Source organism: Methylomonas stagni (assembly GCF_050154735.1).
Lineage (GTDB): Bacteria > Pseudomonadota > Gammaproteobacteria > Methylococcales > Methylomonadaceae > Methylomonas > Methylomonas koyamae_A.
On record NZ_CP189557.1, the window covers coordinates 3,889,294 to 3,902,731 of the forward strand.

Genomic DNA, 13,438 nt, shown 5'->3' on the forward strand with positions numbered 1-13,438 from the left:
AAGCCCCCCTTCCTTATTGCAAAACAGTTCTAAAATTAGAACATGCGTTTTACAAGCTTGATGCCGAAAATCACAACAACAACACCAACGACCAACCAGCCTGCAGCTTCCATATCAGCGGTAGAGGAAGTGATAGTGTCAGTAACAGTAGACGGCAATGCTGCATTTGCAGAAGCTACAGCGCCAACGGTCAAAGCAGATACAGCGGCAATTTTTTGACTTACAGATTTCATAACTTAATTTCCTTATTGATTAAAAATGAGCGTCTTGCTCTACTTGTGACCGACAAGCGGCGGATTTGCCAAAACGGCGAATTACTTAATAAACTCGATTCTGGCTTTTTGCGAAATAGTCAGATAAGTCTTACCATTTTGCGTTGCGCCAACACCGATACCGAACTTAACAACATGACCGACGTATTCATTCATCTCTGACTGAAATTTTTCAGGCAGTGACAATTCAAAAATTTGCATTTGAACATCGCCGTTTTCGAGATGATTTTCGCCTAGAATTTGAACACGTGACCTGCCGACAGTGACCTCGCCAGTCCTAGCGTTTTTATAGTCATCTGATTTGAAGATATTTAAAACTTGTCCTTGAAGAGTAATCATTTTCTAAATCCATTTAGTTTGCTTAAATACCGTTTTCCAAGAAACCCCCGCTAGTATCTCTAGCGGGGTAAACAGAATAATGAAAACCTTTTGAGCTTTCATTAATAATTATAGCAGTTAATTACTTAATTACAATAGCAATATAGATGGCAAAAAGATACTATTTTTAATTAAAGACAAAATAAATACTCTGATATTAAAATATCAGGGTTAAAATGGATGTTTTTTGAATAACAAAACTAGCTAATTCCTAAAATTACCATACAAATGAGAGTATCTAACTCTCGTACCTCGCTTAGTAATAGATGGATAGCAAGAAAAAAGCACTTTTTCTTTAATTTCCTGTTTTACTTTGATTACAGAATTATTGATACGAGTCCGAGAAGCCCGCTGGCAATATCCTCGCTCCTCACCGTCGCTCGGCATTGCTGCGCTGGCAAGCGCTCCGCGCACAATATCAGCCTTATCAAAATCAAAATCCGACGACAGATAAGAAATAATTTGTTTCGAATACTCTGAAACATAATCGTCAAATTCATGTCGATTATTGAAATGCTTGGAAACGAAAGAATCGAGAAAAACAGAAACAGGCTTTTTATCAAAAAAACCAGAAACCCGCTTTTTATGCTCATGAATGACATAAGAAGCATCAAGACTAAGAGACGAAGAAACTAAATCGTCAAAAGACTTTTTCAGAGACAAATCGACAGGCGGACATTTCAAGATAGTCCACTGAACAGCATGATTGCAATGACGGTCGACGACAGCAACGCAGAAGTTTTCTTCTAACGTCGTTTCATATTCAAGCCCGTCAAGCTTTTTAACTTCCTCACCATAAACGTTCAATTTTTCAATCGAGTAAGTCTTTAAAGCAAGTTGCTTCTTAGGAACTGCAAAGCCACCGATAGCGTCCACAAACGACTGATAATCTGAATGACCCGCATGATAAACAGCACGATCAATAGTATCTGTTAACTGCTGATTGCCAAAACAAAGCTTTTTGCCATCTTTTTCAAGACGCTGATAATTTGGCTCTTCCTTACTACCAATATTAACGAAACACTCTTGAAACATGCGACGAGACTCTTTAAAAAGAGAATTTGGCGGATTACCAAAAAAATCGAACTGACGAACACGATAAAGGCTAGACCAAGCGCGTATTCTGAAATTGATGTCAGATTGAACATCATAATCTTCATTGTCGACGTCAAAACCAAGCGACTTAGTGACATACTTGATCACATAACCCGTAGCGCTGCCTTTCTCGTCGTCGATAAGCACAGCTTTCAAGCGTCCGCCGCAAGCAGGCAAAGAGCCGTCATCATCTTTTTCGCAAGCGATATATTCGCCCTTGACAACGCGGAAATACTCAGCTGAAAAATGGTTAAAACCTGGAAGAGGTGCGGCGCCGGATTCGTCACCATCAACACGCAAAAAGATACGTGAAAGCTCTTCAACAATGGCATCGACAAGATAAGGCGGACAGAAAAGCAGCTTGTGAAGATGAGGACAACCATCTTTATGTGGCTCAATCATCGAAAGACCGAACATGGGAATTTTTCTATTCTTACAATACTCTGTGCGGAACTCATTCCACTGGCCATTAAGAAGATTCAGCGTCTCGCGCGGAGTGTAAGCGAAATATTTGAACGACGAAGGATGATGATCAGACGGAGCTGTAAAAGTCAAAAAAAGACAGCTATAGCCAAGCGCCTTGGCGGCTCTTTCCATACCGTTGATGCGAGTCATCAAAGAGGAGCGGCGATTAACGGGATTGCTCTCAGAAGACTCCCAAGCGTCATATAAAGTCGAAACACCGACACTGGAAACTTGCCATGTAGATTTCAAATATTCTTCATTGCGAATGCCACGCTTTTGAGCGTCATCGACAACCCAATCAGCAACATAAAGCGCCTGATGGCTACGCTTACCGACAAAACCGAAAAAAGAATCAAGCTGCGCCCTTGTCTCACGATACTGACGCCCCTTGCGACCTAAAAAGAACTTGCGATTGCAACGCTTAATCAAGCCATGATAGTCGGGAGAGGAAGGAAGACAAAAGCCGAAATGCTTGAAATACTTAGCTAGAAACTCGAATTTTTTAGCAGTATCGAATTGAAGCGAGTCAATGATTCTGACAGCCTGCACATGCTCGTCAGCGGTTGGATAATAAGAGCATTCGAGACGATGACCTTCACTACCATAGAAAAAAGGATTGTCACAAGGATCAAAAGCAGATGGCAAAGTCTCGTGCGCTGTGACGGGATAAGAATAAGTGCCATACTCTGTATGATACAAAGCAGGCCCCAAGATAGGCTTTTTGGATATGTCGCCAGCGAAAGCTTGCGGCATTAAGATACGTGTCAAGCAGTCGACAACAACACGTGGACGATTATTGACTGTTTGAGTACGCGCGACGCCTGAGACTTTGCGATCTACTATCAAAACTTTATTCGGAGAGCCTTTGAGTTTAGAAGCTTTACGATAATCAAGCACGGGCGAGGCGGTATTAAAATCGCCTATAATATGATATTTCCTGTCATCGAAAGAATGATGATACATATTCGTCCGTGAATTAGTTTTAACTGTATAACTATATTATATGTAATAACTAGAATAACGATAATATAGAAACTAATATTTTATTTGATGAATATCACAAAATATATATTAGCTGTCGATGTTCACTCCGTTCTATTCTCATAGATGAAACGCCTGCGCTAACGCTGCGCAAGCGATTATAGCCAGCTAAATACTAATATTATTATTTTTAATTTCATTATTTGCGTCCTCGCTGGCTGTTATCACTAAAAACAAGAATCCGCTTTTTTCCATTCACGATATTTTTCATTTTTTTCGGTTTCAAGTGAAACTATTATTATAATGCTTAGATATATAACATAATTGAATATATGTTATATATCGATTATTTAATAGATAATGAGATTATAACTATGTTTGTGTTATGTAGACAATAAGAGCAATATAAAGAATTGCTGTTATTGTCTATATAATGGAAAAATAACTATATTGTGATTATAAGGCAGGAAGACGCGGCGGGACAGGTGGCGAGAAAGCATGTATGGTTTCTCGCTACTGAAAATAATGATGTTGTTGAGTGGTGTAAATTAGTACACTTTACACGTGTAGAATTACACGTGTAATCTGTAATTATCTACGCTTTGAAAGAGTAATATCCTACACTTTACGAGTGTAGGATTACATGTGTAATCTGTAATTTACCAAAACGTCTCAACATCAACGTCGATATTAATTAAGTTATCATAAACTACATAATGCTCAAAAGTAGAATGTCCGTTTTTCCAAACAATTTCACAATACTCACGATCAAAATATATAGCATTAATCATGCTTTTGAGATACAAATTAGCAGCAGCAGCATTGCCGTCATAATTCTTAAAATAATTGATAACATCTGAACGTCGACGTTGAATAATGTCAGCTGATGATTCATACATAACAAACTCAATATGCTCCCGCTCTTTCTGCATAGCCTTCTTTTCTGATTCTAACTCAAAAACAGTATTAGAAAGAGATTCAGAAAAATTAATAGCAAGAGCTTTTGACAAATTAGAAAGCTGCATATCAATATGATAAATGAGAGCGGAAAGCTCTTTATAACGTTGCTGCTCAACAAATAACGTGGAAGGTGTATGATTGAGTATAGGCGTTATATACTTAATAAAAAAATGCTCAAGCGGCTCAATCTTGAGCGGCTTAAAATCACAACCAGCTTTAGCGCGTGCATTCGTGCAAATGAGAGCCGGAGAGCCTGATTTTTCATGAGTGCCATAGCTTTTGCGTGTCAAAGTCGACTTGCAAAGGGGACACTTAGCAAGCATAGCAAAAATATTCGCTTGTTTCGTAGACTTAGAAAGAACAGTCGTAAACATCGCTTGAACACGATAAAAAACATCTTCGTCGATAATAGCGGGAAAATAATCCACTATAGTTTCGAGAGGTATACGAGTTTTCTTGTGACCATCACGCCGCATAACGTGAGGTGTAAAATGACCAATAACCGTAGGATTCTGCAAGATTTTCTTGATATATGACCTATGCCAGAACTTGCCGTGTTGCCATGGCTTTATGCCCTTTTCATTAAGCAAAGAAGCAATTGAGGCATAACCAACACCAGCCAAAAACTTGGCAAAAATAAAGCGAATGATGCGAACGCGTCTATCGTTTTTTACTATCTTGCCATCAGCAACACGAAGCCATGCCGGGATAAGCTTTGTCATCGGCTTCTTGCTGCTTACAGCCTCGCCACGCTTCTTATCCCAAGCGAATTTCAAACGATCCGACTTAACGTTAGATTCTTCATTTGCGCGAACGAAGATAAGAACAGCCATGATAAAGGCAAAATCATTATCTAATGAGTCTTTTGTATAAACTTTGTTATCGTTAAGCGTAACAACTGAAATACCTAAATCACAAATATCGCCAAGTATAGCGGCGGCAGCACGAGCTTTAAGACGAGAAATACGATCTAAGCTTTCAACAAGCAGATAAGAATCAGAAGGAATAAAGCCATCTTTAACAGCAGCAAGAAAAGCGGAAAGAGCGCCGACCTCGAAATTTGAACCATCCCAAGCGCTAATACCAAGGTCTTTAAAAGAAATGTCTTGCAACTGCAAACCATTCGCAAGCGCATAATCGACTGCTAGTTTAGTCTGTCGACGAAGACTGTCACCTTTAGACTGTTCGGGGGTTGAAAAACGAATATAGCTATAAGCTTTTTTATTAAGTGATTGATTTTGCATGATTAAAATTATACCATTGAAAATGGTCCTTTGTACACAATGGCAGGATATTATAAACACAGAACCAGAGAACTGTGTACACAATAGAATGATGTTATGAACTCAAGACCGGAGTCCTGAGTTTACAATATGAATAAGTTATGGGCGCCGGCGGCGGCTATTTCCAGCGCGCGTTTGACGTGGAATTGTCCGTGAACGTCGGCAAAATCGATGTCGAATGCGGCCGTGGGTAGCCCAAATGCGTATGACGCGGAGTCGATGGCTTGCCGGCCTGTCAGATGGGCGCAGATTTCCAGTAAAGTGCGGGCAGGCAGCAATGCCGCGTCTTGGATCAGACTGGCTTCGGCGGCGCAGCACACCGGTAAAATCAGTTGCCTGGCGGCGTTGCGGCAGTGAATCGCGACCGGTAGCGCGCCGGGTATCGGCCGCAATTCGCCGCCCAGTGCCAGTTCGCCGATACATTCGTATTCGTGAAGCGCGGTTTTCGGGATTTGGCCGGAGGCGGCCAGAATGCCGAGCGCGATAGCCAGATCGAAACGGCCGCCTTCCTTGGGCAAATCGGCCGGCGCCAGATTGACGGTGATCCGCGCGATCGGAAACTCGAATTGCGAATTGACGATCGCACCCCTCACCCTATCCTTGCTTTCCTTGACGGCGGTTTCCGGCAAGCCGACGATGTTTAGGGCCGGCAAGCCGTTGGCGACATCGACTTCGACGGTGACTAGCGGGGCGTCTATGCCGGTGCGCCCCCGGCTGTACACCACTGCCAGCGACATCGGTTCAGTCTTTGAGAAGCCGCTGCTCCAACTCGGCAACGCGTTTTTCCAAGTCTTCAAGCTTGGCGCGGGTTTTGGCCAGTACGGCTTTTTGAACTTCGAATTCCTCGCGGCTGACCAAATCGAGCTTGGACAGGGCGCTTTGCAACAAGGCATGGATGTTTTTCTCCATGTCGTCCTTCAGATTATGCAGCCCAGGCGGGATAGCGCTAGAGATGCGGTCGGCAAGGTTATCGATGGTCTTGGTATCGAACATGGCGGTTACTCTTCGTGGTGTGGATCGGAAAATGGCTGGTGATCGCGGCAAATCTTTTCGGTATCGCCGCGCGCCAGCGGTTGTTCAGTGAGGCCGCAATGATAATGGTTGGCCTCGACGGCAAAATGTCGACAAGAGCGGCACAGCCCAAAACTTTTGGAATTATTGACTTTTTGCAACACGCTCAACGTGGCTCGCAAGGCCTGACCTATCGTCTCGAACTCGCGTTCGCTGAGTTGGGTTTCGGCGTGCTTAAACACATCCAGCGGTTTCAAGTCTTCCAGCAGAGCGTACCCGGTTTCGGTCAGCGTCAGGTGTACTACCCGGCCGTCGACGGCATCGGTGGTTTTCTCCAAGTAATGCCGCCGCTCCAGAATCTGGATGGTCTGGGATACCGTACCCTTGGTCAAACCCAGATATTCCGCGACAGCCGCGTGGGTGTTGCTGTAATGATTGCATTTGGCCAAATAGTCCAGCACTTGGCCATGCACCGGCTGCAAGCCGATCGCCGCGTATTTTTTGCGCTCTTCCGAGCGCAATATGGCGCTGATACGCTCTATCAGCTTAAAAGTCTCTAATTCCTGCATTGTTTCGATTCTAACACAGGCACTCGCACGCGGTGTGGCTTGCGCGGATAGCCGGATCAGATTCCCTCGAGTTACCGAATTGTCCGCACCGGTTCTCGAGGCGGCGGGCTATACTGGCGGCTTCTATCCATCCGATCGGAGGCCGCCATGCAGAAAATTACCGTCAATCAGCCGGTCGTCGAAATCGACGGCGACGAAATGACTCGCATCATCTGGCATTTCATTAAGGACCAACTGGTACTGCCTTATCTGGATCTGCCGATCGAATACTACGACCTGAGTATCACGCATCGCGATGCCACCGACGACCAAGTGACCATCGACGCCGCTCAGGCGGTCAAAAAATACGGTGTCGGTATCAAATGCGCGACGATCACACCCGACGAGGCCAGAGTCGAGGAATTCGGCTTGAAGAAAATGTACAAATCGCCCAACGGCACCATTCGCAATATTCTGGACGGCACCGTGTTCCGCGAGCCCATTATCTGTAAAAACGTGCCCAGACTGGTGCCGAACTGGACTCAGCCGATTTGCATCGGCCGGCACGCGTTCGGCGATCAATACCGCGCTACCGATTTCGTCACCAAGGGCAAAGGCAAGTTAAGAATCGGCTTTACGCCGGATGACGGCAGCCCGGAGCAGAGCTTCGAGGTCTACCACTTCGACGGCGATGGCGTGGCCTTGGCCATGTACAACACCGACGAATCGATTGCCGGATTCGCTCGCAGCTGTTTTAACGTGGCCTTGGATCGCGGCTGGCCGCTGTACCTGTCCACTAAAAACACGATATTGAAAAAATACGACGGTCGTTTCAAAGACATTTTCGAGGCCATTTATCAGTCTGAATACCGCGATTTGTTTCAGGCTAAGGGCATTGTGTACGAACACAAACTGATCGACGACATGGTCGCCTCGGCGCTGAAATGGAATGGCGCTTTCGTCTGGGCCTGCAAGAACTACGACGGCGACGTCCAGTCCGACACCGTCGCTCAAGGCTTCGGATCGCTGGGTTTGATGACCTCGACGTTGGTCACGCCGGACGGCAAAATCATGGAGGCCGAAGCCGCCCACGGTACCGTCACCCGCCATTACCGCATGCATCAACAGGGCAAACCGACCTCGACCAACCCGATCGCGTCGATATTCGCCTGGACGCGAGGCCTGGCGTTTCGCGGCAAATTGGATGGTAATACCGAGCTCATTCATTTCTGCGACTTGCTGGAAAAAGTATGCGTCGATACCGTCGAAGCAGGCTATATGACCAAGGATTTGGCTTTGTGCATTCATGGCGAGAACTTGAACGAGGACCAGTATCAAACGACCGAAGCGTTTCTGGAGACCTTGCGGGGTCGGTTGGAGCGGCGTCTGGCCGGGTAAGTACTCAAACCCATGACGCGCTGATTGGGTTTTTGTTGCGGTGGCCGAGGCGTTTCAGGCTGAGGGCTGCGTCGCGCAGGCTAAAAGTTGCCGGAACCGACTCGGTCTTGCCCTCGGGCCGGGAAGATGCCTTAGCGATAATTCAGGTACCGGATTATTCAGTCTCGGCATCCGCCGGTAACGTTTCCGCCTGGCTGACGGAATCGGCGGGGGCCATCAGTCCGTCGAACAGCGGCAAGTAGGCTCTGGCAGCCGATTTAGCCGCTTGATCCATTTTTCGATAATTTGCCAACACTTCCAGGCCGAACGGCGTCAGTTTGGCGCCGCCGCCGTGCCGACCGCCCTTGGCGGCTTGAACCAGCGGTTTGATAAAGCTGCGATTCATCACGTCGACCAGCAGCCAGGCGCGCCGGTAGCTCATGTTCATCGATTTGCCGGCGGCGTTGATCGAACCGGTGGATTGGATGGCTTCAAGCAAATCGGCCTTGCCCGGACCCATCGCGATTTCGCCGCAGTGCATCAGGCGCAATGTCAGTTTCAGGGTAGGATCGGCGTGGCCGGTTTTGGTGTCGTTAACACTCATGTGAATTCCGAATGGGCGGCTTATTCGACGTTTTGAATTTGTTCGCGCATTTGTTCGATCAGCACTTTCAAGTCTATCGAGATTTGGGTCATTTCCCGGTCGGCGGACTTGGACCCGAGCGTATTGGCCTCGCGGTTCATTTCCTGCATCAGGAAGTCCAGGCGGCGGCCGGCCGGCTCCGGCAATTTGAGGGTGCGTTGGACTTCGGCGACGTGGGTTTCCAAACGGTCCAATTCCTCGGCCACGTCCAATTTTTGCGCCAGCAGGACCAGTTCCTGTTCCAGACGGTCGAAGTTGGGATCGGCGACCATTTCGACGACCCGGCTGGTCAGCTTGCCGCGCAAGTTATGCAGGACATCCGGCATGCGTTTGTGCGCGGCTTCGACCAGCAAGGAGATTTTTTGGCAACGGTCGTCGATCAACTGTGCCAGTTGCGTCCCTTCGCGAGCCCGGGTATCCAGCATTTTTTCCAGTGTAGCGTTGAGCAACCGCAGGATAAGCTCGCGCAAGGCTTCCTTGTCGATTTCGGTTTCTTGTTGCACGCCGGGAAAGCTTAAGACTTCCAGTGCCGAGAATGGCTGGGGATTGACCATGGCCGTTTCGATTTCGGCGGTTACGCTTAGCAACTTGCGCACGAATTCGTGGTTGACGTGCAAGCTTTGTTCGCCAATTTGTTTTTTGTAGCCGAGCGAGCATTCGATTTTGCCGCGTTTGAGTTTTTCCGAGATCAGGCGCCGAACCTCGGCTTCGGCGAAGCGCAAGCGTTCCGGCAATTTGACGCTGACGTCGCTATAGCGGTGATTGACCGAACGCAGCTCGCACAATAATGTCAGGTTGTCGGCGCTCAGCTCGCCGTCCGCGAAAGCGGTCATGCTTCTAATCATTTTTCACCTATAATCCAGAGCCTCAATCCGCGTTGCTTGCCCATGGCCGAATACTACGATCCCGAAACCTATCCTAAGCAGTGGAATTACCTGCAATCGGGCACCATTATAGATCAGTACATGATCGAGCGGGAATTGGCGCACGGCGGCTTCAGTTCGGTGTATCTGGCCAGGCAAATGGCCGATCAGGTACAAGTCGCGATTAAGGAATACCTGCCGCGCAAGCTGGCGCACCGCACCTGGAACAATGTGGTCGTGCCGAACAGCGACGAAGCCAAGGCGTTGTTCATGCGCGGCAGGGCCTTGTTTTTCGAGGAAGCCAAGGTATTGGCGATGCTCAAGCACCACAACATCGTCGACGTCATCAACTTCTTTCAAGCCAACGATACCGTGTACATGGTGATGGCCTACGACTACGGCGTCACCCTGGATAAAATTCTCCACAAACGCATGCTGCCGATCACCGAGGAATTCCTTTTGACCGTGTTTCGGCAATTGCTGACCGGTATCGAAGTCGTGCATCACAAGGGCTTGGTACACTTGGACATCAAGCCCGCCAACATCTTGATCCGTAGCGGCAACGATCCGCTGTTGCTGGATTTCGGCGCGATTCGCAAGATCTCGCTGTCGCCGCAACGCAGTCGAGCCAAGGTGCTGACCAACGGGTATTCGCCGATCGAACAATACGATAGCCAAGGCAATCTGGGACCTTGGTCCGACCTGTATGCGGTGGGCGCGAGTATGCGCGCCTGTTTGGATTGCCGGATTCCGATGTCGTCGCCCGACCGGGTCAAGCAAGACGATTTGCCGCCGGCCGTCAAGGCCTTCAAACGCCGTTACCCGGAATATCTGCTAAAGGCCATCGATTGGGCGATGGCGGTGTTTCCGGAACACCGTCCGCAAAGCGTCGCGCAAATGCAGGCGGCGCTGAGCCCGGCGGGTTAACGCGGCGTTCTCGGATCAAATTACCCGATGCCGTCCGAGCCGGGCCTATGACGGCCGGCGAGTTTTTCTGAGGATGGCGGCTTCAGTTGTCGTCGCGAGGGATCGTTGGTAATGGGACGTGTCGGGTGTTTGCTCGGCGATCTTCGGATGGTATTTCAGAGGGTATTACGCATGATAAGTCCCCCTGCGGTAGTCCTAAGCCGGCGGACGGACATTCGCTAGGCGCGGTATCGCCGGCTGGCCCGAGCTTCTAGCCACCTGAAATAATCGGTAGAATATGCGCGCTCGCCGCCGTTTGGCCCTCTGGCCGGCCTGCCGAGCAGAAGACGGTTTTCGCCCCGGAATACCATACAATCCCCGCAGTGTGGAAACGGTTTCGGACGCGATAGCTAGCGGCCATGCGGTAACGCTTGATAAACGCATCTCCGCCGCGGACTGATTCGACACGCACTCTCTCTTCAAGGGACGCCCAATGACCGAAGAATTTGCAGACCGCTTCGCCGCAGAATGGTTGCAAGCTTGGAACGACCGCGACCTGGCGCGTATCCTAGGCCATTATGCCGACTCAATCGAGTTTACCAGCCCGTTCGCGCAGGCTTTACTGGGCGAAGCGAGCGGCACGGTAGTCGGCAAACCGGCCTTGCGGGAATATTTCCGGATCGGCCTAAGCAAATATCCCGATTTGCACTTCACGCTATTGCACGCATTGCCCGGCGTTGCTAGCCTGACCCTAGTTTACCGTAGCGTTAACGACTTGCTGGCCGCCGAAGTCATGGAAATCGATCAGGATGCCAAAATCACCCGCGTCAACGCGCATTATCGGCGTTAGCGCTCCGCGTTGATCCTTTTTGTTCGTCAGGAGCTAATCGACATGAGTCTGAGCTTAATCATCGGCAATAAGAAATATTCGTCCTGGTCGCTACGGCCCTGGCTATTTTTGAGACACCACGACATCGAATTTCAGGAAGTACGCATCCCGCTTTACCAGACGGGCTCGAAAGCCGAAATCCAGCGCTACTCGGCCGCCGGCAAGGTGCCGGTGTTATGGGACGGAGAACTGCCTATTTGGGATTCTCTGGCGATTTTGGAATATTTGGCCGAGCGATTTCCGCAAACCCAAGGCTGGCCGGAAGATTTCGCCGAACGAGCACTGGCGCGCGCGTTGGCGGCCGAGATGCACAGCGGTTTCATGGCGCTGCGCGAACATTGCGGGATGAACGTCAGCCGGACGCCGGCCGCCAAAGCGCTGCCAGACGCCGCGGAGGCCGACGCCGCGCGGATCGACGCGATCTGGCGAGAATGCCGGCAACGCTACGCGGAGCGCGGTCCTTGGCTGTTCGGCCGCTTCACGATCGCCGATGCGATGTACGCGCCGGTCGCGTTGCGCTTTCAGGCTTACGCCCTCCCCCACGGACCGGAATCGCGGGACTACATCGAAACCGTGTTGGCGGAACCCGCCATGCAAGAATGGCTGACGGCCGGTCGCGCCGAAACCGAGGTGCTGCCGCAGTTCGAATAAGCCGCTTGTCTCGACGTCCAGACGAAAACAGCATAGGGCTGTGTAAACCGAAAGCGCTAAGCCCACGCGAGCTAGCGCTAGCTTGCGGCGATGTTTTTTAAAACCAGTGCCAACGACGGTGCATCAGTCGTTCGCGCGCCGGGCCGCTTGCGGTTTCGGCCGCGCAGCACGCGAGCTATTCATGAAGACGATAGAGCCGATGATGATTGCCGACGCGCCTAGAATACGTGGCGTCAGCGGCTCTTGGGCGAACCAATTTCCTAAAAACACCGCGACCAGCGGATTGACGTAGGCATACGTCGCCACCAGCGAGATCGAGGCGTTTTGCAACAACCACGCATAAGAGGCGAAACCGATCATCGAACCGAACACGATCAGGTAGGCCAATGCCAGCCATGACTCGGTGGATACCTCGGCGGGATCGAAAGCGCGCCACTCTTGGCCGAGCAGGCTGACCAGCAACAAGGCCACTCCCCCGCTCAGCATTTCCGCGCCGGTCGTCATCAAGGCCGATTTCGGCAAATCCGCGCTCTTACTGTAGATCGAACCGATCGCCCACAGCAAACTAGCCAACAGCAACGCCGCCACGCCGAAGATGTTTAACGGCATGCTTTCGGTATCCGGCGTCGGTCCGACCAGCAGATAAATGCCGGAAAAGCCGATGATCAAGCCAACGAGTACGCGCGGCGTCGGTCGGACGCCGTTCGGCCGAAGAGCGTCGGCAATCACCAGAAACATCGGTACGGCGCCGATGATCAGCGCGGTGAGCCCGGACGCCACGGTTTGCTCGGCCCAACACACCAAACCATTACCGCCGAGTAACAACAAGGTACCGACTATAGCGGCCGAACGCCACTGTCGTCCGGTCGGCGCGGCATCGCCGGCCAGCCGCCGCCAAGCCAGTAAAATCAGACCGGAAACGACGAAGCGAAAGCCCGCCGATAAGAAAGGCGGCAGCGTTTCGACGACGAAACGGATCATCAAATAGGTCGAGCCCCACACCAGATAGACCGCCAGCAACGCGGCCCAAATTTTCGCCTTCATCGCGCGCAAAACCGTGGGTCTCCGGGGCCTGAGCGCGTTGGTGCCCGCCGGCCCCCAAATGCCGGGTAAGGT

At 49.9% G+C, this 13,438-nt stretch carries 13 protein-coding genes and 1 pseudogene; 4 read left to right on the forward strand and 10 right to left on the reverse strand.

Going from position 1 to position 13,438, the window contains the following annotated elements; genetic code table 11:
* Positions 1–35 precede the first annotated feature (35 nt).
* The 7 genes and pseudogenes from ACP4CD_RS17930 to ACP4CD_RS17960 all read right to left on the reverse strand — a co-directional run bounded on the left by ACP4CD_RS17930 (position 36) and on the right by ACP4CD_RS17960 (position 7,014).
* A complete protein-coding gene (locus tag ACP4CD_RS17930; protein ID WP_426991919.1) occupies positions 36–233 on the reverse strand; it encodes a major capsid protein in 198 nt (65 codons plus the stop codon).
* 81 nt (positions 234–314) lie between these two features.
* The gene (locus ACP4CD_RS17935) at positions 315–611 is read right to left on the reverse strand and encodes a hypothetical protein (protein WP_426991920.1); all 297 of its coding nucleotides are present in this window, start codon (positions 609–611) and stop codon (positions 315–317) included.
* A 243-nt stretch (positions 612–854) separates the two neighbouring features.
* Positions 855–3,173 carry a replication endonuclease gene (locus ACP4CD_RS17940; RefSeq protein WP_426991921.1) on the reverse strand — a complete coding sequence of 773 codons (2,319 nt, stop codon included), beginning with the start codon at positions 3,171–3,173 and terminating at the stop codon, positions 855–857.
* A gap of 677 nt (positions 3,174–3,850) precedes the next feature.
* Entirely contained in the window at positions 3,851–5,395 is a 1,545-nt protein-coding gene (locus ACP4CD_RS17945) for a recombinase family protein (RefSeq protein ID WP_426991922.1), read from the reverse strand.
* A gap of 125 nt (positions 5,396–5,520) precedes the next feature.
* Positions 5,521–6,171, reverse strand: a pseudogene (locus tag ACP4CD_RS17950) (magnesium chelatase domain-containing protein); the annotation flags it as partial.
* 4 nt (positions 6,172–6,175) lie between these two features.
* Positions 6,176–6,427 carry a ubiquinone biosynthesis accessory factor UbiK gene (gene ubiK / locus ACP4CD_RS17955; protein WP_426991924.1) on the reverse strand — a complete coding sequence of 84 codons (252 nt, stop codon included), beginning with the start codon at positions 6,425–6,427 and terminating at the stop codon, positions 6,176–6,178.
* A gap of 5 nt (positions 6,428–6,432) precedes the next feature.
* On the reverse strand, positions 6,433–7,014 hold the full coding sequence (locus ACP4CD_RS17960; RefSeq protein ID WP_064031394.1) for a MarR family winged helix-turn-helix transcriptional regulator: 582 nt from the start codon (positions 7,012–7,014) through the stop codon (positions 6,433–6,435).
* 147 nt (positions 7,015–7,161) lie between these two features.
* Here ACP4CD_RS17960 and ACP4CD_RS17965 point away from each other — a divergent pair, with 147 nt between their 5' ends.
* Entirely contained in the window at positions 7,162–8,391 is a 1,230-nt protein-coding gene (locus ACP4CD_RS17965) for an NADP-dependent isocitrate dehydrogenase (protein ID WP_426991925.1), read from the forward strand.
* Positions 8,392–8,545: 154 nt separating this feature from the next.
* On the opposite strand, the gene ACP4CD_RS17970 is transcribed toward ACP4CD_RS17965, so the two are convergent.
* Together ACP4CD_RS17970 and ACP4CD_RS17975 are read right to left on the reverse strand one after the other, a co-directional pair.
* On the reverse strand, positions 8,546–8,974 hold the full coding sequence (locus ACP4CD_RS17970; RefSeq protein ID WP_281021741.1) for a winged helix-turn-helix domain-containing protein: 429 nt from the start codon (positions 8,972–8,974) through the stop codon (positions 8,546–8,548).
* 20 nt (positions 8,975–8,994) lie between these two features.
* Entirely contained in the window at positions 8,995–9,858 is an 864-nt protein-coding gene (locus ACP4CD_RS17975) for a YicC/YloC family endoribonuclease (protein ID WP_064031391.1), read from the reverse strand.
* Positions 9,859–9,900: 42 nt separating this feature from the next.
* Here ACP4CD_RS17975 and ACP4CD_RS17980 point away from each other — a divergent pair, with 42 nt between their 5' ends.
* The 3 genes from ACP4CD_RS17980 to ACP4CD_RS17990 all read left to right on the forward strand — a co-directional run bounded on the left by ACP4CD_RS17980 (position 9,901) and on the right by ACP4CD_RS17990 (position 12,322).
* On the forward strand, positions 9,901–10,803 hold the full coding sequence (locus tag ACP4CD_RS17980) for a serine/threonine protein kinase (protein WP_426991927.1): 903 nt from the start codon (positions 9,901–9,903) through the stop codon (positions 10,801–10,803).
* Between the two features lie 472 nt (positions 10,804–11,275).
* Positions 11,276–11,632 (forward strand): nuclear transport factor 2 family protein, encoded by a 357-nt coding sequence (locus tag ACP4CD_RS17985; protein WP_426991928.1) that lies wholly within the window; start codon positions 11,276–11,278, stop codon positions 11,630–11,632.
* A gap of 42 nt (positions 11,633–11,674) precedes the next feature.
* The gene (locus tag ACP4CD_RS17990; protein ID WP_426991929.1) at positions 11,675–12,322 is read left to right on the forward strand and encodes a glutathione S-transferase family protein; all 648 of its coding nucleotides are present in this window, start codon (positions 11,675–11,677) and stop codon (positions 12,320–12,322) included.
* A 123-nt stretch (positions 12,323–12,445) separates the two neighbouring features.
* Here ACP4CD_RS17990 and ACP4CD_RS17995 read toward each other — a convergent pair whose 3' ends face one another.
* Positions 12,446–13,366 (reverse strand): EamA family transporter, encoded by a 921-nt coding sequence (locus ACP4CD_RS17995; RefSeq protein ID WP_426991931.1) that lies wholly within the window; start codon positions 13,364–13,366, stop codon positions 12,446–12,448.
* Positions 13,367–13,438 lie beyond the last annotated feature (72 nt).

What these genes read in the sequence shown, in the direction of transcription:
- ACP4CD_RS17930 (WP_426991919.1), bottom strand. Translation starts at nt 233, where the DNA reads ATGAAATCTGTAAGTCAAAAAATTGCCGCTGTATCTGCTTTGACCGTT.
- ACP4CD_RS17935 (WP_426991920.1), bottom strand. Translation starts at nt 611, where the DNA reads ATGATTACTCTTCAAGGACAAGTTTTAAATATCTTCAAATCAGATGAC.
- ACP4CD_RS17940 (WP_426991921.1), bottom strand. Translation starts at nt 3,173, where the DNA reads ATGTATCATCATTCTTTCGATGACAGGAAATATCATATTATAGGCGAT.
- ACP4CD_RS17945 (WP_426991922.1), bottom strand. Translation starts at nt 5,395, where the DNA reads ATGCAAAATCAATCACTTAATAAAAAAGCTTATAGCTATATTCGTTTT.
- ubiK (WP_426991924.1), bottom strand. Translation starts at nt 6,427, where the DNA reads ATGTTCGATACCAAGACCATCGATAACCTTGCCGACCGCATCTCTAGC.
- ACP4CD_RS17960 (WP_064031394.1), bottom strand. Translation starts at nt 7,014, where the DNA reads ATGCAGGAATTAGAGACTTTTAAGCTGATAGAGCGTATCAGCGCCATA.
- ACP4CD_RS17965 (WP_426991925.1), top strand. Translation starts at nt 7,162, where the DNA reads ATGCAGAAAATTACCGTCAATCAGCCGGTCGTCGAAATCGACGGCGAC.
- ACP4CD_RS17970 (WP_281021741.1), bottom strand. Translation starts at nt 8,974, where the DNA reads ATGAGTGTTAACGACACCAAAACCGGCCACGCCGATCCTACCCTGAAA.
- ACP4CD_RS17975 (WP_064031391.1), bottom strand. Translation starts at nt 9,858, where the DNA reads ATGATTAGAAGCATGACCGCTTTCGCGGACGGCGAGCTGAGCGCCGAC.
- ACP4CD_RS17980 (WP_426991927.1), top strand. Translation starts at nt 9,901, where the DNA reads ATGGCCGAATACTACGATCCCGAAACCTATCCTAAGCAGTGGAATTAC.
- ACP4CD_RS17985 (WP_426991928.1), top strand. Translation starts at nt 11,276, where the DNA reads ATGACCGAAGAATTTGCAGACCGCTTCGCCGCAGAATGGTTGCAAGCT.
- ACP4CD_RS17990 (WP_426991929.1), top strand. Translation starts at nt 11,675, where the DNA reads ATGAGTCTGAGCTTAATCATCGGCAATAAGAAATATTCGTCCTGGTCG.
- ACP4CD_RS17995 (WP_426991931.1), bottom strand. Translation starts at nt 13,366, where the DNA reads ATGAAGGCGAAAATTTGGGCCGCGTTGCTGGCGGTCTATCTGGTGTGG.